General features: G+C 58.1%; 19 protein-coding genes. 12 read left to right on the forward strand and 7 right to left on the reverse strand.

All coding sequences use genetic code 11. The annotated features are described in order from the left end of the window. Positions 1–51: 51 nt before the first annotated feature. A complete protein-coding gene (locus tag LQ945_RS16075; protein WP_269934915.1) occupies positions 52–870 on the reverse strand; it encodes an AraC family transcriptional regulator in 819 nt (272 codons plus the stop codon). Between the two features lie 116 nt (positions 871–986). Between LQ945_RS16075 and LQ945_RS16080 the strand changes: the two genes are divergently transcribed. The 8 genes from LQ945_RS16080 (at position 987) to LQ945_RS16115 (ending at position 9516) form a co-directional block, all read left to right on the forward strand. Further along, a complete protein-coding gene (locus LQ945_RS16080) occupies positions 987–1382 on the forward strand; it encodes a hypothetical protein (protein WP_269934916.1) in 396 nt (131 codons plus the stop codon). Between the two features lie 16 nt (positions 1383–1398). Continuing rightward, complete coding sequence (locus LQ945_RS16085; RefSeq protein ID WP_270101215.1) at positions 1399–2277, forward strand: helix-turn-helix domain-containing protein; 879 nt, start codon at positions 1399–1401, stop codon at positions 2275–2277. A 171-nt stretch (positions 2278–2448) separates the two neighbouring features. Beyond that, positions 2449–3369 carry a L,D-transpeptidase family protein gene (locus LQ945_RS16090; RefSeq protein WP_044554048.1) on the forward strand — a complete coding sequence of 307 codons (921 nt, stop codon included), beginning with the start codon at positions 2449–2451 and terminating at the stop codon, positions 3367–3369. Between the two features lie 662 nt (positions 3370–4031). After that, positions 4032–4439, forward strand: coding sequence for an ExbD/TolR family protein (locus LQ945_RS16095; RefSeq protein ID WP_270101216.1), 408 nt, complete (start codon positions 4032–4034; stop codon positions 4437–4439). Position 4440: 1 nt separating this feature from the next. After that, positions 4441–5199, forward strand: a complete 759-nt coding sequence (locus tag LQ945_RS16100) for an energy transducer TonB family protein (RefSeq protein WP_270101217.1) — start codon at positions 4441–4443, stop codon at positions 5197–5199. 39 nt (positions 5200–5238) lie between these two features. After that, positions 5239–7479, forward strand: coding sequence for a TonB-dependent receptor family protein (locus LQ945_RS16105; RefSeq protein ID WP_270101218.1), 2241 nt, complete (start codon positions 5239–5241; stop codon positions 7477–7479). 143 nt (positions 7480–7622) lie between these two features. Beyond that, positions 7623–8273 (forward strand): MotA/TolQ/ExbB proton channel family protein, encoded by a 651-nt coding sequence (locus LQ945_RS16110; protein WP_020825059.1) that lies wholly within the window; start codon positions 7623–7625, stop codon positions 8271–8273. Next, a complete protein-coding gene (locus LQ945_RS16115) occupies positions 8266–9516 on the forward strand; it encodes a phospholipase D-like domain-containing protein (RefSeq protein WP_270101220.1) in 1251 nt (416 codons plus the stop codon). The genes LQ945_RS16110 and LQ945_RS16115 overlap by 8 nt, the downstream gene beginning before the upstream one ends. A 103-nt stretch (positions 9517–9619) precedes the next feature. Here the strand turns inward: LQ945_RS16115 and LQ945_RS16120 are convergent, their stop codons facing one another. The 4 genes from LQ945_RS16120 to LQ945_RS16135 form a co-directional block, all read right to left on the reverse strand. After that, complete coding sequence (locus tag LQ945_RS16120; protein WP_269934919.1) at positions 9620–10726, reverse strand: P1 family peptidase; 1107 nt, start codon at positions 10724–10726, stop codon at positions 9620–9622. 2 nt (positions 10727–10728) lie between these two features. After that, the gene (locus LQ945_RS16125) at positions 10729–12105 is read right to left on the reverse strand and encodes an APC family permease (protein ID WP_270101221.1); all 1377 of its coding nucleotides are present in this window, start codon (positions 12103–12105) and stop codon (positions 10729–10731) included. Between the two features lie 159 nt (positions 12106–12264). Beyond that, positions 12265–13773, reverse strand: coding sequence for a CoA-acylating methylmalonate-semialdehyde dehydrogenase (locus tag LQ945_RS16130; RefSeq protein WP_270101222.1), 1509 nt, complete (start codon positions 13771–13773; stop codon positions 12265–12267). A 16-nt stretch (positions 13774–13789) separates the two neighbouring features. Next, complete coding sequence (locus LQ945_RS16135; RefSeq protein WP_270101223.1) at positions 13790–15130, reverse strand: aspartate aminotransferase family protein; 1341 nt, start codon at positions 15128–15130, stop codon at positions 13790–13792. Positions 15131–15501: 371 nt separating this feature from the next. Between LQ945_RS16135 and LQ945_RS16140 the strand changes: the two genes are divergently transcribed. Continuing rightward, on the forward strand, positions 15502–16431 hold the full coding sequence (locus tag LQ945_RS16140; protein ID WP_270101224.1) for a LysR family transcriptional regulator: 930 nt from the start codon (positions 15502–15504) through the stop codon (positions 16429–16431). A gap of 134 nt (positions 16432–16565) precedes the next feature. Here the strand turns inward: LQ945_RS16140 and LQ945_RS16145 are convergent, their stop codons facing one another. Further along, a complete protein-coding gene (locus tag LQ945_RS16145; protein ID WP_270101225.1) occupies positions 16566–17693 on the reverse strand; it encodes an iron-containing alcohol dehydrogenase in 1128 nt (375 codons plus the stop codon). Positions 17694–17959: 266 nt separating this feature from the next. On the opposite strand from LQ945_RS16145, the gene LQ945_RS16150 reads away from it, so the two are divergent. The 3 genes from LQ945_RS16150 to LQ945_RS16160 all read left to right on the forward strand — a co-directional run bounded on the left by LQ945_RS16150 (position 17960) and on the right by LQ945_RS16160 (position 20509). Continuing rightward, positions 17960–18718, forward strand: a complete 759-nt coding sequence (locus LQ945_RS16150) for a response regulator transcription factor (RefSeq protein WP_270101226.1) — start codon at positions 17960–17962, stop codon at positions 18716–18718. Positions 18719–18820: 102 nt separating this feature from the next. Continuing rightward, complete coding sequence (locus LQ945_RS16155; protein ID WP_270101227.1) at positions 18821–20122, forward strand: NAD(P)/FAD-dependent oxidoreductase; 1302 nt, start codon at positions 18821–18823, stop codon at positions 20120–20122. Between the two features lie 21 nt (positions 20123–20143). Then, positions 20144–20509 carry a cupin domain-containing protein gene (locus tag LQ945_RS16160; RefSeq protein ID WP_044554062.1) on the forward strand — a complete coding sequence of 122 codons (366 nt, stop codon included), beginning with the start codon at positions 20144–20146 and terminating at the stop codon, positions 20507–20509. A gap of 40 nt (positions 20510–20549) precedes the next feature. On the opposite strand, the gene LQ945_RS16165 is transcribed toward LQ945_RS16160, so the two are convergent. Then, a complete protein-coding gene (locus LQ945_RS16165; RefSeq protein ID WP_270101228.1) occupies positions 20550–21356 on the reverse strand; it encodes an alpha/beta hydrolase in 807 nt (268 codons plus the stop codon). Between the last annotated feature and the right edge of the window lie 76 nt (positions 21357–21432).

Genomic DNA, 21432 nt, shown 5'->3' on the forward strand with positions numbered 1-21432 from the left:
CGCACAAACTTTCCAGGCCGGCCTCGTTGCCGGCCTTTTTGTCTGGTTATTTCACAGGGTGATCCAACCGCCCTGTGCCCGATCCGCCGCGGTTTTCTCCGCCAGATAGCGTGCCGGCGGTTTGCCCACCGCTTTGCGGAACATGGTGACGAAACCACTGGCGCTCTCATAGCCCAGATCCAGCGCCACCCGCTGTACGGTCTCCCCCTTGGTCAGGCGTTGCAGCGCCAGCATCACGTGCAGTTGCCGTCGCCAGTGGCCAAAGCTCATGCCCATTTGCTGCTGCAGGGTGCGGTTGAGGGTGCGTTCGCTCATGCCGATGCGCTGAGCCCATTGGCTTAGGGTGGCTTTGTCCGCCGGATCGGCCAGCAGGCGCTCGGTCAGTTGGCGAATGCGTGCGTCATTGGAGACCGGCAAGTGCAGGTTCTCAATCGGCGCGGCGGCCAATTGATCCAAGAGTACGCCAATCAGTCGCCCCTCCGGCCCTTGCTCGTCATACAGCGGATCAAAACCGCTGGCCTGAAGTAACAGTTCACGCAGCAATGGCGAAACGGCCAACGTACAGCAGTTGGTCGGCAACCCGGTGATGGCAGCCTGATCGACAAACAGCGCGTAACATTCGGTGGCTCCGGTACCCTGAGCGTTATGCAGCACGTTGCTGGGCATCCAAAGCGCACACTGCGGCGGGACCAGCCACAGGCCGTTTTCCACTTCACAGCGGATCATGCCGCGCATCGTATAAATCAGCTGCGCTTTTTGGTGCCGGTGATGGGCGACTTCCCAATCCTTGTTAACGGTGGAACCCTGCACGGCGAAAACCGCCCGGGGCACCCGATCGATATCGAAAAGCGGCTGAGTGACAAAAGGCATGAGAATTATTCTCAATTTGGCGTAAATGAAAAACATTATGTCCTGATTGTGCAATGTGGTCTAGTGCCTCCGCCGATAAAGTAAGCGCACGTTTTCGAACTCTTAGGAGAAATCTCATGTCATTAGACTCTGCAACCTTCCCGCTGGTCTGGATGCGTCAGCAAGCCGCCGGCGAACCGAAAGATACCCTCGCCGAATTTGCCGAATTCAGCACCTTGCTGCAGCGTGAACAGCCGTTTGTGCTGCTTTGCGATCGTCGTATGGACGAGAGCGGCGAGCAGGATCGTGACGAGCGCACCCAGGTCGCCCTGTGGAAACGCGATCACCGCGAGGCGCTGGCGCAGTGGGTAAAAGGCATGGTGCTGATCGAGCCGGACGACGTGCGCCGCCAGGCAGCGGAAGGGTTTGTCGATTTCGCCAGCCGTTTCTGGGGCTACCCGGTGATGGTGGTGGCCAGTGAGCAGCAGGCTCATGAGCTGGCACAACGCCTGCTCGAGCAACGGGAACAATAATTAATAAGGAAGCGCCATGTATCAGCAACAGGTAATTGCGCAACTGCTGGCCTGGATTGAAGCAAACCTCGACCAGCCGCTGACGCTGGACGATATCGCCGCCAAATCCGGTTATTCCAAATGGCATTTGCAACGGCTGTTCAAGCAGTTGACCGGCCATATTCTGGGCACCTACGCCCGGCGCAGGCGTTTGACCGCCGCCGCGCGTGAGCTGCGGCTCACCCATACCGGCGTGGCCTGCATTGCCGATAAGTACCAGTTCGATTCCCAGCAGACCTTCACCCGTTGCTTCAAAAAACAGTTTGGTTTGCCGCCGGCCGGCTATCGCCGCAGTGCGGATTGGTCCAGCCACGGCATGCAGCCGCCGCTGCGGATGGCAGAAGGCCCATTGCCGCAGGGGGATATTGTCACTCTGCCGGCCATGCAGCTGGTGGGACGTACCCAGCGCCGCTGCTGCACGCTGGGGCAAATGCAACGTTCGAAAAATGAGCTGCGCCAGTATGTCTGGAACCAGGTGCTGCAACCCGAAGTTGCGCCACCGGCGGTGGTCTACGGCCTCACCAGCCTGGAAGCGGACAGCCGACAGCTTGATGGTCAACGCATGGCCTATACTCTGGCGCTGGCGGATGAGCAGGCCGAAGGGGAGCAGGTGCTGATCGAACAGGGGGATTACGCCAGCTTTACCTATCAGGGGCAGGTTGAAGAGTTGCCAAACTTCGTGGACCGCCTGTATGAAGCCGCGATGCCCATGATGAAAGCCGTACGGCGCCCCGGGCAGGATATCGAGCGTTTTTATCCGACGCCGGGTGAGGTTTGCAACGTACCCGGTACGGCGATCCGCTGCGAATATCTGATCCCGATTCGCCGAACGTCACCGCCGGCCGCTGCGCTTTAACGGCAGTTTTCGCAGAAAAACCTCTCCGTGCCGCACCAGGTTACAAAAAAGTTCGATATTGCGCTGGTAATGTTTCACACTTGGGCCGATGTGCACATATAATGCGCATCCGGTCATTTATGGCCGCATAACCTATATTGATAACTGCCAGTGGCCACTACCAACACGAAGATGAAAATGAGCATTCGCGCGTTCCTAACCCTGTTTACGGCACTGGTGGCTTTCAGCCAGGCTGCCTTCGCCGTTGTATATCCTTTGCCTGCCAAAGACAGCCGTCTGGTGGGTGAGAACATCCAAATCACCGTACCGGAAGACAGCAAGCTGCCGCTGGAGAGCTTTGCCGCTCAATACCAGATGGGCCTGAGCAATATGCTGGAAGCCAACCCGGGTGTGGATCCTTTCCTGCCGAAGGCGGGCAGCACTCTGACCATCCCACAGCAGTTGATCCTGCCGGATGCGCCACGTGAAGGCATCATCATCAACAGCGCCGAGATGCGTCTGTACTACTACCCGAAAGGTACCAACACCGTAATCGTGTTGCCTATCGGTATCGGCCAGTTGGGCAAAGACACCCCGCTGAACTGGACCACCACCGTGCAGCGCAAGAAAGACGGCCCGACCTGGACGCCAACCGCCAAGATGCGCGCAGAATACGCCGCTGACGGCGAGATCCTGCCTGCAGTATTCCCGGCCGGTCCGGACAACCCTATGGGGCTGTACGCGCTGTACGTCGGTCGTCTGTATGCCATCCACGGCACCAATGCCAACTTCGGTATCGGTCTGCGCGTGAGCCATGGCTGTGTGCGTCTGCGTGCTGACGACATCAAGTTCCTGTTTGAAAACGTTCCGGTCGGCACCCGCGTGCAGTTCATCAACGAGCCGATCAAAGCCAGCGTTGAGCCGGACGGTTCCCGTTACATTGAAGTGCACAACCCACTTTCTGCTAACGAAGAACAGCTGCAGTCCAAAGATCCGGTGCCGTTGACCATCTCTGCGCCAGTGGGCAAAGTGATGATGGACCCAGCGGTTAACCAGAGCGAAGTGGACGCGGCAATCAAAGCCCGTTCCGGTATGCCGGTTAAAGTGAACTGATTGATTCAGTCGCTGTAGAAAAGGCGCCTTAGGGGTCTGAGGCCGTTGACAAAGTGCTCTGTTGTTTAATAGTAGGGGCGCTGCATGCTGCCCAATAGTATAATCAATGGGTTAAATCGGGTCGAACATGTTCGACACCTACCGGTTTAGCCTTTTCGCAGGTTTGTCAGCCGTCTGAGGCGCCTTAGAGCGCCTTTTTTTATGGCTAAAAAACACCGTTTTGCGCAGGCCTCCGCAGTTCTTTGCTTTTCGTTACCGCTGCCGCTTTAAAGGTCCGGTACTGTTAGCAAAAAACAGATTTTCTCGTTGCTTAAAACGGACATCGCGAAGCTGTAGGTGGGCCAAATTGCGACAGGGAACTGTCGGGAAGGCCGTCGCTGAAACTTCTTTCTCTGGTGCAAAAACACGGCCTGAAGATCTTGCTGTAGAGTGTCAGAATAATCACAGATTACCTGCCTATGCATCACCGCTATAAATCCTTCCTGATAATTATTCCTCAAAAAACCATCGTTAATTAATTGGTTATATATCCCCTCCGACCAGTAATTGTCTGAGAAAAAACTCTCAAAATCGCTGCATTGTGAAAATAAGATCACACAAACGTAACAAAAGATAAACATAGGCTCTCTATATTGGCTGCTTTGCTTTTGGGAGGGCGTGTCATGCGTAACTGGAACGAGCCGAAAAAGAACAAAGCGCACATCGAACTGATCCCGATGATCGACGTGATGATGTTTTTACTGGTGTTTTTTGTGTTGATTAGCCTGAACGTGATCCCGGCCCTTGGGCTGAAGACTCAGTTGCCGTCCGCCGGTAGCGCTCAGCAATTGAAACCGCAGAAGAAGACGATCATCACGTTGGGCGCTGAGGAACAACTGCAGTTGGACGGTCAGCCCATTGCGCTGAGCGCGCTGGTCAGCACGCTGAAGCAACAGCAGCAGGAAAACCAGACCACCACCATTATCGTCAACAGCGACAAAGGCGTTGCGGTAGAGCGCCTGGTCGCGGTGATGGATAACCTGCGTCAGGGCGGTTTCTTCTCCGTCTCCATCGCCACACGGAAGCTGTGACATGTATCTGCTCTATCGTTCACGTCACCTTTTCAGCTGGTTGCCGGCGCTGATCGTCGTGGGCTGCGTGCTGTTCGCCAGCCAACAGGCGGCGCTGAAAATTCAGCCGCGCTATGACGAAACCGCCATGGAGCTGGCATTGGTCGAGCCGGAACCTCAGCCACAGCCACAGCCGGAACCGGAGCCGCCGGTTGAAACCCCACCGCAACCCGAGCCACCGCCGCCGGAACCTGAGCCCCTTCCTGAACCCGTGGTGCCTGCACCTGAGCCGATTGTCGAGGCCAAACCGGTGCCCAAGCCGCAGCCGAAACCCAAACCCAAGCCGGTGAAGGAGAAAGCCAAGCCGGTGGAAAAGGCCAGGCCGGTCGCGGTGCCGACAGCGCCGAGAACCCTGGTCAGCAAGCCCGCCGCACAACCTGTTCCGCCGGCTCCGGCGGCCCCGAAGGTGAACGCGCAGGCGATCGAAAACGGTTATCTGCAGGCATTGCGCCATGAGCTGGAGCAGCGCAAGCGCTATCCCAGCGGGCGACAGGCCTCGCTTGAACGGCCGCAGGGCAACGTCGAGGTGTGGCTGGAGGTGGATCGCAGCGGTCGGGTGATCTCGTCCGGCATCACCAATAAGGCCCCCAGCATGCTGCTCAACCGTGCGGCGCTGAGCAGTTTGCAAAGTATCAGCCAGGTGAAGCCGTTCCCAAGTGAGGCTTTCAACGGGCAGACAACCAAAAGATTTTCAGCCACGTTCAATTATCAGGCGCCTTGAGGCCTGGCATAACAGTTTGATTTTTAGGGGATGGAAACAATGAAATCTTTCAATCGATCTGGGATTTATCTGGCAGTGATGTCGGCGATGTTGCCGGGTGCAGTGCTGGCAGCGGACTCGACCGACGTTGGCACCATCAACGTAAAAGGGCAGTCGCTGGGGGGCGGCATGATGGTGCAGGAGGACAGCGCCAAGTCGCGTTCCACCGTCACCAAAGAGGCGATGGATAAAATGCCGGCGGCGGCCAACGCCATCGACAAGCTGAAATATACGCCTGGCCTGAACGTCAACAGCAACGACGCCAGCGGCCTGAGCGGCGTCGATTACACCATGCGTGGCATGAACTCCGATCAAATCGGCCTGTCGATGGACGGGATCCCGATCAACGACTCCGGCAACTATGCGGTTTATCCGAACCTGCTGGGTGATTCGGAGAACCTGGGGGAAGTGTTCGTCACCCAAGGCTCTTCGGAAGCCGACGGCCCGCACATTGGCTCCAGCGGTGGCAATATTGGCCTGGTGACGCGGCGTCCGTCTAAAGACTTCGGCGGCTTCGTCAAACAGACGCTGGGCAGCAACAACCTGAGCAAAACCTTTGCCCGTCTGGAGACCGGTGAGTACAACGGCTTCAGCAACTGGATCTCCTATTCGCACACCGAGGCCAAAAAGTGGCGCGGGGAAGGGCGTCTGTACTCCAACAAGTTCGAGATGAACTCGCTGTATGAAGACGGTAACGGCAACAGCAGCAACCTGATCATGAAGTACAACCAGCAGAATAACGTTAACTACAACACCCTGAGCAAGGCGCAGTTCGCGGAGGACCCCCGTGGCGATTATGACACCACGCCGTCCTACAACAGCCGGGGCCAGTTGAACAAGTATTACAAGCTCAACCGCAATCCTTTTGACAATTTCAACCTGACCTTCACCCAGAAGCTGCAGCTGCGCGACAACCTGGCATTGACCCTGCAGCCGTACTACTACTGGGGGAACGGCGGCAGCTTCAGCGGTCAGACGGCATCGGTATTGTCCAATACCTCGGACCGGGCCGGTCAGTATGACCTCAGCAACTTGCAGTCCAACACCTATTACCGTCCTTCCTGGACCCAGACCTGGCGGCCGGGCATTACCACCAAGCTGAAGTGGGACATCAACGATCAGCACAGCCTGGATATTGGCTACTGGTATGAGCGTGCGCGCCAGTCGCAGACCCAACCGTTTATCGGCATCAAGGACGACGGCAACCCGGAACAACTCTCGGGCAAACTGGGCGGTTCCGATCAGGTGAAGGACGCCAACGGCAAAACCGTACAGGGGCGTAACCAGTACACCATTACCCCGGCGCAAAAAGTGTGGCTGCAGGACACCTGGTTTGCGACGCCGGACTGGACTTTCGTCGGCGGGCTGGCCTATCAGTACGTTGAACGAAAAGGCGATAACAAGGGCAGCCTGTATAACGTGCCGGAAAAGCGTGATGCCAAATACCATGAATTGCTGCCTAACTTCAGCGCCAGTTACAAGCTGAACCCGGAAAACCAGATGTTTTATAACCTGACGCGCAACATGCGCACCCCGCCAAACTATGTGTTGTACAACGTCGGCGACTCTATCAGCACCAAACCGGAGCTGAGCTGGAACCATGAGCTGGGCTGGCGCTTCGAGCGTGAAGATATGCTGCTCAGCGCCTCGTTGTTCTACATGCGCTACAGCGACCGTCAAATCTCCACCACCAACCCGGCCGGTGACTACGAGATGATGAACATCGGCAACGTAGAGAACAAAGGGCTGGAGCTGGAGTGGAGCGGCCAACTGCCGCATAACTTCAACTACTACACCTCTTACACCTATACCGAGTCCAAGCAGAAGAGCGACATTGTCAGCAACGGCGGCCTGCCGCTGCCGACCAGCGGCAAAGAGGTGCCGAACGTGCCCAAAAACCTGCTTAACGTAACCCTGGGTTATGACGACGGTTTGTATTACAGCAGCGTGAGCGGCAAATACGTCAGTGCGTTCTACGGCGACCTGACCAATGACGAGAAGATTGGCGGCCGTACGGTATTCGATCTGGCGGCGGGGGTGCATCTGCCGGTGGACAAGAAGATCGTCAAGAGTGCGGCACTCCGTTTTGGCATCAGCAACCTGTTTGACAAGGAGTACCTGACTTCGGTGCGTACCACGACCTTCAACGCCGCACCTTATAACGGCGTGAGGGCCAGCACGCCTTACTACAACGTCGGTGAAGAACGTACCTTCAGCGTATCGCTGGAAGCCACCTTTTAACTATTTATACCCTGCGGCTTTCAAGTTGCAGCCAGGCGGCCAACTCGCTCATCCCCAGGCGCTTACTTAAGTAAGTAACTGGGATGAGCGAGTGCAGGTAACAACGCTGCGGCTTGAAAGACGACGGGTAAGAGGACTGAACGATGAATGCCAATCTATTACACGACATTATTTTCTACGTGATGTACGCCGCGCTGGCGATTGCACTGGTGATCATTATCGAACGTGCGTTGTACTTTGCCTATACCCAACGTCAGGCGCGTCGACTGGAGCAGGCGCTGACGTTGGACGTGCACCGCACGGCCGATCTGCCGGATGAGTTGACCCAGCGCAACAGCCTGCCGCTGGCGGTGATTTCACCGGTGCTGGAGCAAAAACATCGTGCCGGTGACCGCGAGGCGATCGGTGATCTGATCGACGCTCAGTATTTGTTGAGCAAGCCGCTGATGGCGAGAGGCCTGTGGTTGCTGGAAACTATCGTTACCGCGGCGCCGCTGTTGGGGCTGCTGGGTACGGTGATGGGGATTATCGAAACCTTTAAGGCACTGGCTGCCTCGGGGGTGTCCGAACCGAGCCTGGTTTCTGCCGGGATGGGCACCGCACTGTACGCCACCGGGTTGGGTATCGCCATCGCGCTGCTGTGCCTGGTGGGGAACAACTATTTGCAAAGCCGCATGGAGCGGATTAACGAACTGTTGAAGGTGCTGCTGATCCGCGCCGGTGCGCCGGGCAGCCGCCCGGAAAACGGCAGCCGCGAGCAACGGGTTGACAGCGAGGTGCCGCGCTATGCCTAATGGCCGTCATTCACGGTGGCCACTGGGCCGCCTTTACACTGCGTTATGGGGTGGTTGTCTGTTGATGTTGAGCCAGAATGCGGCGGCGCGCTTTGAAATTCCCGGCTACGAGCTGGTGTATACCGCACCGGTAGAAACTGCGTTGCAGGCGGATGACCTGCGCAACACGGCCGAGGTGTGGCAGCAGATGTTTGATGCGGCGAAAACCCGCATCGATCTGGGCCAGTTCTACGTGGCGAACCAACAGGGTTCGCTGCTGGATGGCGTGCTGCAGCATCTTAAAGCGGCGGGGGAACGTGGGGTAAAAATTCGTTTCCTGATGGAGGAGAAGGGCATCCGCATTTCTACTCCCGAAACGCTGGAACAGCTCAAGGCGATCCCGAATCTGGAGCTGCGCATCATCCCTTACCAGCGGCTGAGCGGCGGCATTCTGCATGCCAAATACCTGCTGGTGGACGGTGAGCAGGCGTTTGTCGGCAGCCAGAACTTTGACTGGCGCGCGCTGGCACACATCCATGAAACCGGGTTGCGCATCAGCGATGCCGGGGTCGTGGGGCAGATCCAGGCGATCTTCGAACAGGACTGGCAGGCGCAGGCGTTGCTGGCGGCGGATAAACCGGTGCCCCAACTGACGTACCAACCCACGGCGGAAACGCCGCAGGGCAATTACCTGATCGCCAGCCCACGCGCCTACAATCCGGTGGGCGTGATTGACTCGCAGCTTGAGCTGCCGCGCCTGTTGGCTTCCGCCAGGCAGCGGGTGCGGGTACAGGTAATGGACTATGCGCCGTTGTCTTTTGGCCCGGACCGCACACGGCCTTACTACGCGGTGATCGATAACGCCCTGCGCAGCGCCGCCGCGCGCGGTGTGCAGATTGAGCTGATGGTCGCCAACTGGAATACCAAAAAGCCGGATATCGCCTGGCTGAAGAGCCTGGCGGTGGTGCCGAACGTACAGGTGAGAATTGTCACCATTCCACCGGCCAGCAGCGGGTTTATCCCATTTGCCCGAGTGATCCACAGTAAAATCATGACCATCGACGGCGGGATCGCCTGGGTGGGCACCAGCAACTGGACCGGCGGCTATCTGGACAATTCGCGTAATCTGGAGATTGTTCTGCACGACGCGAACATGAGCCTGCGGCTGGACAAGTTGTACAGCCAACTGTGGGACAGCCTGTACGCCGAACCGCTGAAGTTGGATTACGACTACCCGACGCCCAAACCGGGCGGCGAGTCCTGAGAGTGTCGGCAAATCCTCGTCAAGACTGAACCGGCAAGGGTCGAACACGTTCGACCCGATTTACCCCTGTTAATGCAGCACCCATGTTCTGGGCTTCACCGGATTATTTCCGCCAGCCGCTTTTTTCCAGTGCCGTCAGCAACTGTTCGGCGCTCAGTCCTTCCGCCCGATGGCCATTACCGGAAACGGTATTGGCGGCCAGCAGGGCATTGATAATCGCCTCTTCCACCGCTTCTGCCGCGGCTGCAAACAGCTCGGAGATGTAATCATTGTTCACCATGCGCAGCGGAGTGGTAAAGGCCCCTTTGTTGGCGTAGTCGGCAGGGGGGAGGCCGTCATTGCCGGTGGCGAAGGCGATAAAAATGTCGCCGCTCGAGTCTTCGGTACCGCCGCCGGTGCGGGCAATGCCGATGCTGGCGCGTTGGGCCAGACGGGCGCATTGGTGCGGCAACAGCGGGGCGTCGGTGGCCAGGGTGACGACGATCGACCCCATGCCCGGGTGCGGCAGCTGCGGCGTGAACGGCGAGTGAATATGTGCCAAATGACGGCCCACCGGGTAACCGCCCACCAGCAGCGACGCGCGTTTGCCGTGGTTGGCCTGCACGATGGCACCCACCGTCCAGCCACCGCGATCGGCAGGCAGGCGGCGCGAAGCGGTGCCGATGCCGCCCTTGAACTCATGGCAGATCATCCCGCTGCCGCCGCCGACGGCACCTTCCTGGGGTAGCCCTTGGTGTGCCGCCTGCAGTGCTTGCCGCACATGTTCAGGCTTGACGTGAAAACCGTTGATGTCGTTGAGCAGGCCATCGAAGGTTTCCATCACCACCGGCATATTCCAGTACACCGCGTCGCCGGCCGGCAGCGCCTCGCGTTCCAGCGCGATCAGGCTGTCACGTACCACGCCGACGCTGTGGGTGTTGGTGAAGGCGATTGGGCTGGTGAGCAGGCCGGCTTCGCGGATCCACTCCAGCCCGGTGGCGTCGCCGTTGCCGTTAAGCACATGCACGCCGGCAAAGCAGGGGGATTGTCGCGCCTGACCGGCACGCGGTTCGATCACCGTGACGCCGGTACGCACGCTGCGCCCCTCGGCCAAATCGGCGTGGATGCTGGCGTGGCCGACGCGAACGCCGGGCACATCGGTGATGGCGTTCAGCGGGCCGGCAACGCCGTGGCCGATTTTAATGCCCAAATCCTGAGCGCGCTGCGACATGGTTATTCTCCTTCAATTGAGGGTTCAACGTGCGGGATAGCCTGCCGGGTGCGCATGTAACTCAGCAGCAGACCAAAACAGAGGATACCGGCGATGATAATAAAGTCTTTCAGGCTGCTGGCGATCAAAATTGTCCATAACACATACAGGCAGCCGATCAGCGCGATCGCCACCGGCAGCGGCCACAGCGGCATCAGGTACGGGTGGTGGAAGCGTGCTCGGCGGCGGCTGATCAGCGCGGCGACCGCCATGATGATGTACACCAGCAGCAGCAGGATCACGGTAAAGGAAGTCAGATCGCCGAGGTTGGAGCAAAAGGCCAACAGCGCGGAGGGAATACCGAACAGCAGGGTGGCGATCCACGGCGTGCCAAAACGCGGGTGGATGATTTTCAATGCCCGGTTCACCTGCGGCAGCCAAAAACCGTCACGCCCGCTGGAGAACATCATGCGGCTAAACTGCGCCACGATGGCGATAATGGCGTTAAACACCGACAGGTAAATCGCACCGCTGACCACCCGCGCCAGCGTCGGCCCCCCCAGTTGGCTGACCACGTAGCCGACCGGATCGGCCTGTTTGGCCATTTCCGTCAGGGACGGCGCGCCAATCAGCAAAGCGGTAAAGGGCAGCAGCTCGACCAGTACCACGATCGCCAACGTCAGCATGATGGCGGTGGCCATGGGTTTGCCCTGTTCGCGCATGTCCTCCGCCATATACACCGCGGCACCGTAGCCGTTATAGGAAAACAGCGCGACGCCGACCATGGCGACGATCAGCGGTACGGAAACCGGCGCCAACACGCCTTCGGGGTTTAGCATCACCGGCGCGACGAGGATGTCCGCACTTTGGTGCGGGTTGCTGAAGCCCAACCAGGCGATTAACCCCAGCACCGCGATTTCAACCACCAAAAAGGTGCCGGTCAGCAGCGCATTGGCCTTGATGTTGAAAATGGCGCAGGCACCGCCGATCAGGATGGTGATCATCCCGGCGGTAGAGGCGTCGAACTGAGTCCCCAGCGCGGTGTTCAGATAAGGCACTGCACCGGTGGCCAGCACCGCCGGCACGAACAGCGCAGCGCTGAGGATAAACAGGTAAGTTTGCAGTCCGCACAGGGTGCCGAACAGGCGTTTGATAATGCTGTATTCACCCCCGGCGCTGGGGTGCGCCGCGCCGAGTTCGGCATAGCACAGGGCGATGGTGGCGGCGATAAAGGCGGCGATCAGAAATGAGATAAAGGCACCGCTGCCGGCGCTGGCGATCGCCAGTGGAGCAATAACGAAAATGGAGCTGGCGGGCGTGACGCCGGAGGCGGTAATCATCACCACGTCGAGGACGCTGAGATTACCTTTGAATTTGTGTTCTGGTGTGGACTCAGTCATTCAAAACTCCATTAACGCGTTAGTGGATTATTTTACGGACGGCGGTCGTGCGGGAGAGCATTGCGATGGCATGCCGCTGCCCGGGCCTGATTAAATGGAGCGCGTGGAAAACGAGGCGAATTTCTTCGCCCCTAAAAAATCATTATGTTTATTATGAGATTACCCTTGCCCGGACGGGAAGCTGAAGGTGGCATGCTGGGCGTCATGGGAAGAGGGCCAGCGCTGGGTAATGGTTTTGCGCTTGGTGTAGAACCTGACGGCATCCGGGCCGTAGGCGTGCAGGTCGCCAAACAGCGAGCGTTTCCAGCCGCCGAACGAGTGGTAGGCCACCGGAACCGGCAGCGCGACGTTGATCCCCACCATACCGACCTGAATATGATTGGAAAAATAACGTGCCGCCTCGCCGTCGCGGGTGAACAGGCAGGTCCCGTTGCCGTACTCGTGGGCGTCAATCATCGCCATCGCCTCTTTCAGCGAGCCGACCCGAACCACGCCCAGCACCGGGCCGAAGATCTCCTCCTGATAAATCCTCATTCCCGGTCGCACGTGGTCAAACAGCGTAGGGCCGAGGAAATAGCCCTGGCTGATTTGCCCGCTGTCTTCCCGCACTGCCAGCTTGCGGCCGTCGACTACCAGGGTGGCGCCTTCTTCAACGCCCCGATCGATATAGCCTTTCACCTTTTCATAATGCTGTTGGGTGACCAGTGGCCCCATGTCGTTGCGGTTATCGCTACCGGCGCCGATCCGCATGGCCGCCATTTGCTGCTGTAGCCCGGCGACCAGCGCATCGGCCGTGTCGTCTCCCACTGCCACCACCAGCGGGATGGCCATGCAGCGCTGTCCGCAGGAACCGAACGCCGCGCCCATCAGCGCACTAACGCTGCCGGCGATGTCGGCATCCGGCAGCACCACCGCATGGTTTTTCGCGCCGCCCAGCGCCTGCACCCGTTTGTTCTGACCACAACCGGTGTGGTAGATGTGCTCCGCGACCGGCGTAGAGCCGACAAAGCTGACGGATTTGACCCGGGGATCGTGCAGCAGGGTGTCCACCGCCTCGCGGTCGCCGTTGACCAGGTTCAGCACTCCCGGCGGCAGCCCGGCTTCGGACGCCAGTTGAGCGATATACAACGTGGAGGAAGGGACGCGTTCGGAGGGTTTCAGTACAAAGGTGTTGCCGCACACTACCGCCATCGGCCACATCCACAGCGGCACCATCGCCGGGAAGTTAAACGGCGTGATGCCCGCCACCACCCCCAACGGTTGAAACTCGCTCCAGCTGTCGATGCCTGGCCCGGCGTCCTTGCTGTGCTCGCCTTTCAGCAGCTCCGGTGCATAGCTGGCGTACTCAATGTTTTCGATACCGCGCTGCAGTTCGCCCATGGCGTCACTGAGCACCTTGCCATGTTCGACGGTGATCAACCGGCAGATGGCATCGGCATGCTGTTCCAGCAGCGTTTTTAGACGCATCATCACTCTGGCCCGCTTCAGCGGTGGCGTATCCCGCCAGGCCGGGTAAGCGCGTTCGGCGGCGTCGATGGCGCTTTCTACCGTGGCGCGGTCGGCCAGCAACACCTCCTGATATGACTGCCCGGTAGCCGGATCGTAGACCGGCTGGCTGCGGGTGCCGCCGGTGGCGGACTGGCCGTTGATCCAATGTGCAATTGGCATGGCTTGCGCTCCTTTATTATTCGGTTGCGTTGATAGCGTCGCCGAGGGCGTTGATCAGCGAATCGATCTGCGCCTCGCTGCTGATAAACGGCGGTGCCAACTGCAGGGTGTCGCCACCATAGCGGACATAAAACCCGCTTTCCCAGCAGCGCATCGCCACCTCATATGGCCTGCGTGCCGCCTCACCCGGCCGGGCCGCCAGCGTGATACCTGCCGCCAGGCCAAAGTTGCGAATGTCGCTGACGTGGCTGCATCCCTGCAAACCGTGCACCGCCCGTTCGAAATGGGGGGCCAACGCTTGCACTCGTTCGATCATCTTCTCGCGTTCAATGATATCCAGCGTCGCCAGCCCCACCGCACAGCTGACCGGATGGGCGGAGTAGGTGTAGCCGTGCGGGAATTCGAGCAAATATTCCGGTTCATCGGTGGCCATGAAGGCCTGGTAAATCTCGGGCCGAACCACCACGGCGCCCATCGGTTGTGCGCCGTTGGTGACCTGTTTGGCAATATTCATGATGTCCGGCGTGACGCCGAATGCCTCGGCGCCGGTCAAGGCACCACAGCGGCCGAAGGCGGTGATCACTTCGTCAAAAATCAGCAGAATATTGTGTTGAGTGCAGATCTCGCGGATGCGTTGCAGATAACCGACCGGCGGTACGATCACCCCGGCCGAGCCGGAGAAGGGTTCGACAATCACCGCGGCGATGGTCGAGGCGTCACGCAGTGCGATGATGCGGTTGAGTTCCTCCGCCAGTTCGGCCCCCTGCTCGGGCATGCCGCGTGAAAAGGCATTTCCCGCCAGTTGGGTATGGGGCAGGTGGTCCGCTTCGGCGCTGGCACCAAAGGCTTTACGATTGCCGGCAATGCCGCCCACCGCGATGCCACCAAAGTTAACGCCGTGGTAGCCTTTTTCGCGACCGATAAAACAGGTTTTTCCCGCCTGGCCTTTGGCTCGCCAATAGGCACGAGCCATTTTTAACGAGGTGTCTGCCGCTTCGGAGCCGGAGCCGGTGAAAAACACGTAGTCCAGCCCGGCCGGGGTCATGGCCTTGATTTTGTTAGCCAGCTCGAAAGATAAGGCATGGCCGAACTGAAACGCCGGGGAATAATCCAATCGGGAAAGTTGCCGGTGAGCGGCATCGGCAATTTCCTGGCGGCCATGGCCCAACCCGCAGCACCACAACCCGGATAATCCGTCAAAAATTTTGCGACCGTCCTGGCTAGTATAATAAACGCCTTGCGCGTGGCTTATCATTCTCGGGTTGGCTTTAAAATTACGGTTGCCGGTAAAGGGCATCCAATGTGCTTCTAACCATTCACGGTCGGCTTTATTTTCACGGTGATTTAAATCAGCCATTTTTCCCTCCGAGGGGGAGAACAGGTACGGTTAATTAAATATACCCGTCATCTTTTAAGTTACAGCGTTGTTATCTGCACTCAGTTATATGGCCCGTCCATGGGCCATACCCCTGCGGGCAGCGTTCAAATCGGCCACCGGCAGATTTGTCACCCCAGTTACTGTAGGGGGCGAATAAATTCGCCCCGATTAATGCGGGCGCAGCATGCAGCGCCCCTACAATATCTGGGATGAGCGAGCTGGCCGCCTAGCCGTAACTTAAAAGCCATAGGGTATAAATAAGCGTGTTAATGAAATGTTGAGTGAAATTGACTATGTTCTGCTTCTTCACTAATGTGAATAATCATATGTCGAAACTTACTTAAGGTTTTATGCAAGTAAAAAAGCGCGCATTGTTGGGCCAGTTATCGGATATGGATCTGCGGTTGCTGCGGGTATTCAAGGCGGTGGTCGACTGTGGCGGCATGAGTGCCGCCGAGCTGGAGCTGAACATCAGCCTGTCGACCATCAGCAAGCACATCAAGGATCTGGAGCAGCGGCTGGGCCTGACGCTGTGCCACCGCGGGCGCGAAGGGTTTGCGGTTACTGACGAAGGGCTGCTGATTTATCAGGAAACCGTGAATCTGTTGGCGGCGACCGAGGCCTTTCACCGTGGGGTGGATGATGTGCATCAACGCCTGGGAGGACAGCTGCACGTGGCGATATTCGACCATACCGTCAGTAATCCTCAGGCGCATATCGGCCGGGCGATCGCCTTATTCAGCGAGCAGGCGCCGGATGTCTCTTTGCAAATGTATGTGGAGCCGATAAATACCATTGAACGCGGCGTGATTGACGGCCAATTTCAAATTGGCATTATTCCCATGCACCGCAGTGCGGAAAGTTTATCTTATAGTTCGTTATTTCATGAGAGGATGTTCTTATATTGTGGCGCGCAGCATGAATTATTTTCCGCTAACCATGAAATACTTAATTGGGATCTGTTGCACAATTATGCCTTTGCCGGATTAGGCTACCATTCGCCGAATATGGAACTGAGCCTGCAGCAGCATTTACATCGCAAGGCAACGGGGTTTGCCCAGGAGTCGATCGCGACCCTAATTCTTTCCGGTAAGTACGTCGGCTTTCTTCCCGACCACTATGCAGCGTTTTTTGTCGCGCAAAATATGATGCGCGCCATCAAACCGACGCTGTTCCGTTATCACTGCGAATATTCCAGCGTGCTGCGGCGTTCGCCCAGCCCGCAGCGGGTGGTCAAGCTGTTCCACGAATGCCTGCTGGCGGCTCATGGAACAGCTTAATATTTACTGATCTTTCTTCTTGCCAAAAATCTTGATCAGCAAGCCGACCAGGATGCCAATCGCGATGCCGGTGAAAATCCAGCTGATGATGCCCATGTCCAATCTCCCGCTATTACTTTGATCTGATTATATAATCATTCGATGCGGAATGCGCCTTCGATCATCTGCTGCCGCTGCGGCGCGCTGTAGTCGATCAGCGAGTTCTTGCTGTTGGATTTTGCCAGCGTCACCGCCAGTTCGTCAGCGGAAATCGTCAGGTCATCCTGCCAGAAACTGGCGATGGCATTGCGGGTAATAAAGTCGATCAGGTAGCGTTCCGGGCTGTCATGCTGCTCGGGGAACAGACGGGCGGCAAGCTCAGCCATCAGCGCCCTCTGCTGCGGTTGTTCGCTTTTCGCCAGCAGTTCGAGGAACGGCAGCAGCAGGCGGCCGCAGACCTGGCCGTGGTGATAGTCGCGCAGGGCGCCAATCTCACCGGCGATGCCGTGGATCACTCCCAGCCCGGCGGCGCTCAGCGTCAGGCCGCCAAGATAGGAGGCTTGCATAATAGCTTCATGAGCCTCGGCGCTGCGGTTGAGCGCAGGCCAGGCCTGCAGGAAGTGGCGGATGCCGGTCAGCGACATCTCGCGCGTCATAGCGTTGGCGGTTTTGGACAGATAGGCCTCGAACAGGTGGGTAAAGGCGTCGATGGCGCAGTAGGCCAGCACCTTGTCCGGCGCACCCTGCAGCAGCTGTGGATCCAGGATGGCAGTCTGCGGCACAAAGTTGTTATGGCGCAGCGAGGCTTTCACCTTGCTCACCTGGGTGTCGGTGATCACCGCATTCTGCGTGACTTCACTGCCGGTACCGGCGGTGGTGGGGATGGCGATCAGCGGCAGGGTTGCACCGCTGATTTTTGTGTCGCCGATCTTTTCCATATAGCGCAGGGTGGGCAACGGGTGCTCGACCAGCGCGGCAAAGGCCTTGGCAGCATCCAGTACGCTACCGCCGCCAATGGCTACCACGCGTCGCACCTTGCCGCGCCAACGCGCGACCCAGGCATCTATCTCTTGCGGCGAAGCCTCGTGACTGACGATTTCGGTGCCGAGCAGCAGCGGCGTCAATGCGTCTGCCAGTGAGGAATACACCGCGCCATTGAGGAATGATCGGCAGCTAAACAGCAGCGTCGGCTGTGGTTCGGCGGTCAGTAGCGGGATCAGTTGGCTGATGCTGCCGTGGCCGAACCAGGTATGGCGGTTGGCAATGGTCAGGCTGATAGTCATGTTCTCTCCTTGGCACGCGAAAATCACAGCATAAGCCAGCCTCTGCGGCTGAACCACTGCTTTTCTCTGCCTGACAGGGATTCCGTTAATATATTAATCCAGCCTCATTCGGCCCCGCCGCAATAATCTGGCGAAGGTGTGATTTGTTTAACATGTAAACGATTATGCGGTTGCATTTGGCGCTATTGAGTGTTTTCTATAACAAACAGGCCACGGCGTAGCCGGAATAAAGTGATTGTTAATTTATTAATAATGGCGGGGCGAAGATGAATATTCAGGTGGAACGATTATCCGCAGTGATAGACGCAGTCGCAACCCAAGGTTTCTATCCCAACCTGCTGGCCTGGCTGGAAGGGTTCTTCGCCTTTGATAGCGCCATTGTTTACGCGTTTGAACGCGGCCAGGCACCGCGTTGCCTGATCAAAACCGAGCGAGAAAACAGTGACGCGGTCAATCAACTCTATCAACAGGGCGCTTACCTGCAGGATCCGTTTTACCAGGCGCTGAATGATGGCGGCGGTGGCGAGGTGCTGACCCTGCGCCAGTTGGCTCCCTGCGGCTTCTACCATACTGATTATTACCGTAACTTTTACCGCAAGACCGGCTGGCATGATGAAGCCGGCGTGCTGCTGCCCCTGACACCCGAACGCGGGCTGGGGGTGTTTTTCGGCTCGGCGCGCCAGTCGGTGGGCGTGCGTTATCCGCAGTTGGCTGAGCTGCGCGATGCGTTGACGCTGCTCAAGAGCGTAGCGCGGCTGCATGGCGAAGTGATCGTCGCTCCGGCAGAGCCTGAAAGGGTGATGGATCATGCGGTGCAGGCACGTTATCTGCTGACACCTCGTGAGCGCGAAATAGTGGATCTGATCCTGGACGGCTGCGGTTCGCAGCAAATCGCCGATCGGCTGTTCATCAGTCTGGGAACGGTGAAAAACCACCGCAAGAACATCTACAGCAAGCTGGCGATCGGTTCGCAGGCCGAACTGTTCAATCTGCTGTTGGCCACCCCGCTGCGTCGCAGCGCCTGAGTGTTAATTATTTGTTGCGAATGTCCCTAAGGGGACATGGCGACGTCGCGCCGACCTCCTGATAATCCGATGTTATGGCATAGGGTCTTCGGGAGTGCGACAGTGAACAATAATATCGAATCGTTAACCTACTACGCGGCAACCAAAAAATACGATCTGCGCTTCCCGACGCTGGAAGAAGATCTGGACGTTGACGTGGTGATCATCGGCGGCGGTTTCTCCGGCATCAATACCGCGCTGGAGCTGGCTGAGCGGGGCATCACCAATATCGCCATACTGGAAGGGCGTTATCTGGGTTACGGCGGCACCGGCCGCAACGGCGGGCAGGTGATGGCCGGCATCGGCCACGATCTGGAAAAAATCAAACGCCACGTCGGCCCCTCCGGGCTGGAAACCATCTTCAAAATCAGCAACCTCGGCGCCGGGATTATTCGCGAACGCATCAAGAAGTACGAGATTGATGCCGATTTCTGTTTTGGCTATGGCTACCTCGGCAGCAATGCACGCCAGGAGAAAACCCTGCGCAGCTGGCTGAAGGAATTCAAGGCGGTCTCGCCGGATGAAGAGATTGAACTCTACACCGGCGCAGAGGTGAAGCAGGTCGTGGGGTCAGACGCCTACACCTGCGCATTGAAACACATGGGCGGCGGCCACGTGCATTCGCTCAACCTGCTGTTGGGCGAGGCGAAGGCGCTCAGCGGCTACGGCGTGAAAATCTTCGAAAACAGCAGCGTGCTGGGCGTGGAATACGGTTCGCGCATCAAAGTGCGCACCGCCATGGGCTCAGTGCGTGCCAACAAGATGCTGTGGGCGTGCAACGGTTTTCTCAACGGCATGGAGCCGTTCATCTACGACAAAACCATCAATACCTACGCGTTCCAACTGGCTACCGAACCCTTGCCTGAAGAGCTGATCCGCCAGATCAGCCCGATCCGCGGTGCCTACAGCGATATCCGCCCGGTGATCGATTACTACCGGGTGACCAATGAAAACCGGCTGCTGTTTGGCAGTGCCACCCGCTTGATCGAATACATTCCCTCGGATCTTAAGGCCTGGAACCGCAACCTGATGCTCAAGGTGTTCCCGTACCTGCACGACGTGAAGATCGACCTGGCCTGGGGCGGGCCGCTGTGTTGCAGCGCCAACCTGTTCCCGCAGATCGGCACCTTGCCGCAGCATGACAACGTGTTTTATGTGCAGGGCTATTCCGGCTTTGGCGTAACGCCGAGTCATATCGTTTGCAAAGTGTTGGCAGAGGGCATGAGCGAGGGATCGGATCGTTACGATCTGATGAGTTCAATCCCGCACGTCAATATCTTCGGTAAAGACAAGCTGCGACGGGTAATGACTACCGCCGGCAAGGTTTGGCACCAGACATCCGGCTACTGGAAAGGCCGTCGCTAATTTTTATCACAGGAGAGAAACATGAAACCATTACTGCTTAAGCAACCACTGCCTGAACTGTTGGACATTGGCAGCGTCAGCAACCTGGGCGCCACAGTGATCGCCGGTGAGCCAAACGTCGGGGTGGCGAGCCTTTTCGGTGAGCCGACCGACAACCTGAACTGTGGCATTTTCAGCTGCACGCGCGGCACCTTTGTGATGGAGTATCCGTTCTCCGAACACGCCACGGTGTGGGAAGGCACCGCGACGCTGACCGACGAAAAGACCGGTCAATCCGTGCAGTACCAGGCCGGGGATTCGTGGTTTGTCGAAAAAGGCACCCCGGTACGCTGGGAGATCACCTCGGATCGTTTTGTAAAACATTACCTGGCGATCGTAGAAGGTTGATCGTGAACTGGCCCCTCTCCGCCGGGAGAGGGGCATTCCGCTATCCCAGCACCCGATCGATAAAGTCGGTGATCCGCCTTAATATCTGATCCTTGTTGGTTTCGTTAAAACTCTCGTGCCGCCCGCCTGGATTGACCATCGCTTCGAAATCGCTGCCCTTGAGCAGATCGATCGCGGTTTGCGATTCCGCCATTAACACCAGCCTGTCGTCATCGCCATGTATCCACAGCGTAGGCAGCGTGCCGAAGCCCGGGCCGGCGTTGATTTTCGCCAGGATCTGCTGCATTGCCCGCAGCGTCGGGCGTTTGAATGGCCCATGCCATACCAGCGGATCGGCCTGATAGGCTTCCCCCACCGCCGGGTCACGCGACAGGGTAGCGGGATCGAGCGGCGTATCTGGGATCACCGGCAGATCAAGCAGATCGGAAATCAGGGTTCTTTCGCCAATCAAGGGGCCGGAAAGCACCAGTGCACGCACGCCATCGCCATAGCGTTGAACGTAGCGGGTGGCAATCATCCCGCCCATGGAATGGCCGATGACCACCAGGGGGACGTCAGGATGCAGCTGCTGAAAATGCTCCGTCACGCGGCGAACGTCATCGACCACGGCGTCATAATCCTCAATCAATACGCGTTCACCCTGCGAAAGCCCATGACCGAGATGATCGGGGCCGAACACCCGCGCACCCTGGGCTTCCAGCGTACGGGCTACGTACTGATAGCGCCCGAGATGCTCGCCGTAACCGTGCACCAGCAGCGCCAGAAAGCGCGGCCGGTCATGGCCCCAGTCATGCACGGCAATATCGCCATGGCCGCCTTTGATAAAGCTGATCTTCTGTTCAGACATCGTATTTTCTCATCGGAAGGGTCATATTCAGCGTAGCGGCAAAGCGGAGAATGGGTAGGGGCACTGCGTGCGGTGC

It is taken from the genome of Serratia liquefaciens, from assembly GCF_027594825.1.
GTDB lineage: Bacteria > Pseudomonadota > Gammaproteobacteria > Enterobacterales > Enterobacteriaceae > Serratia > Serratia liquefaciens_A.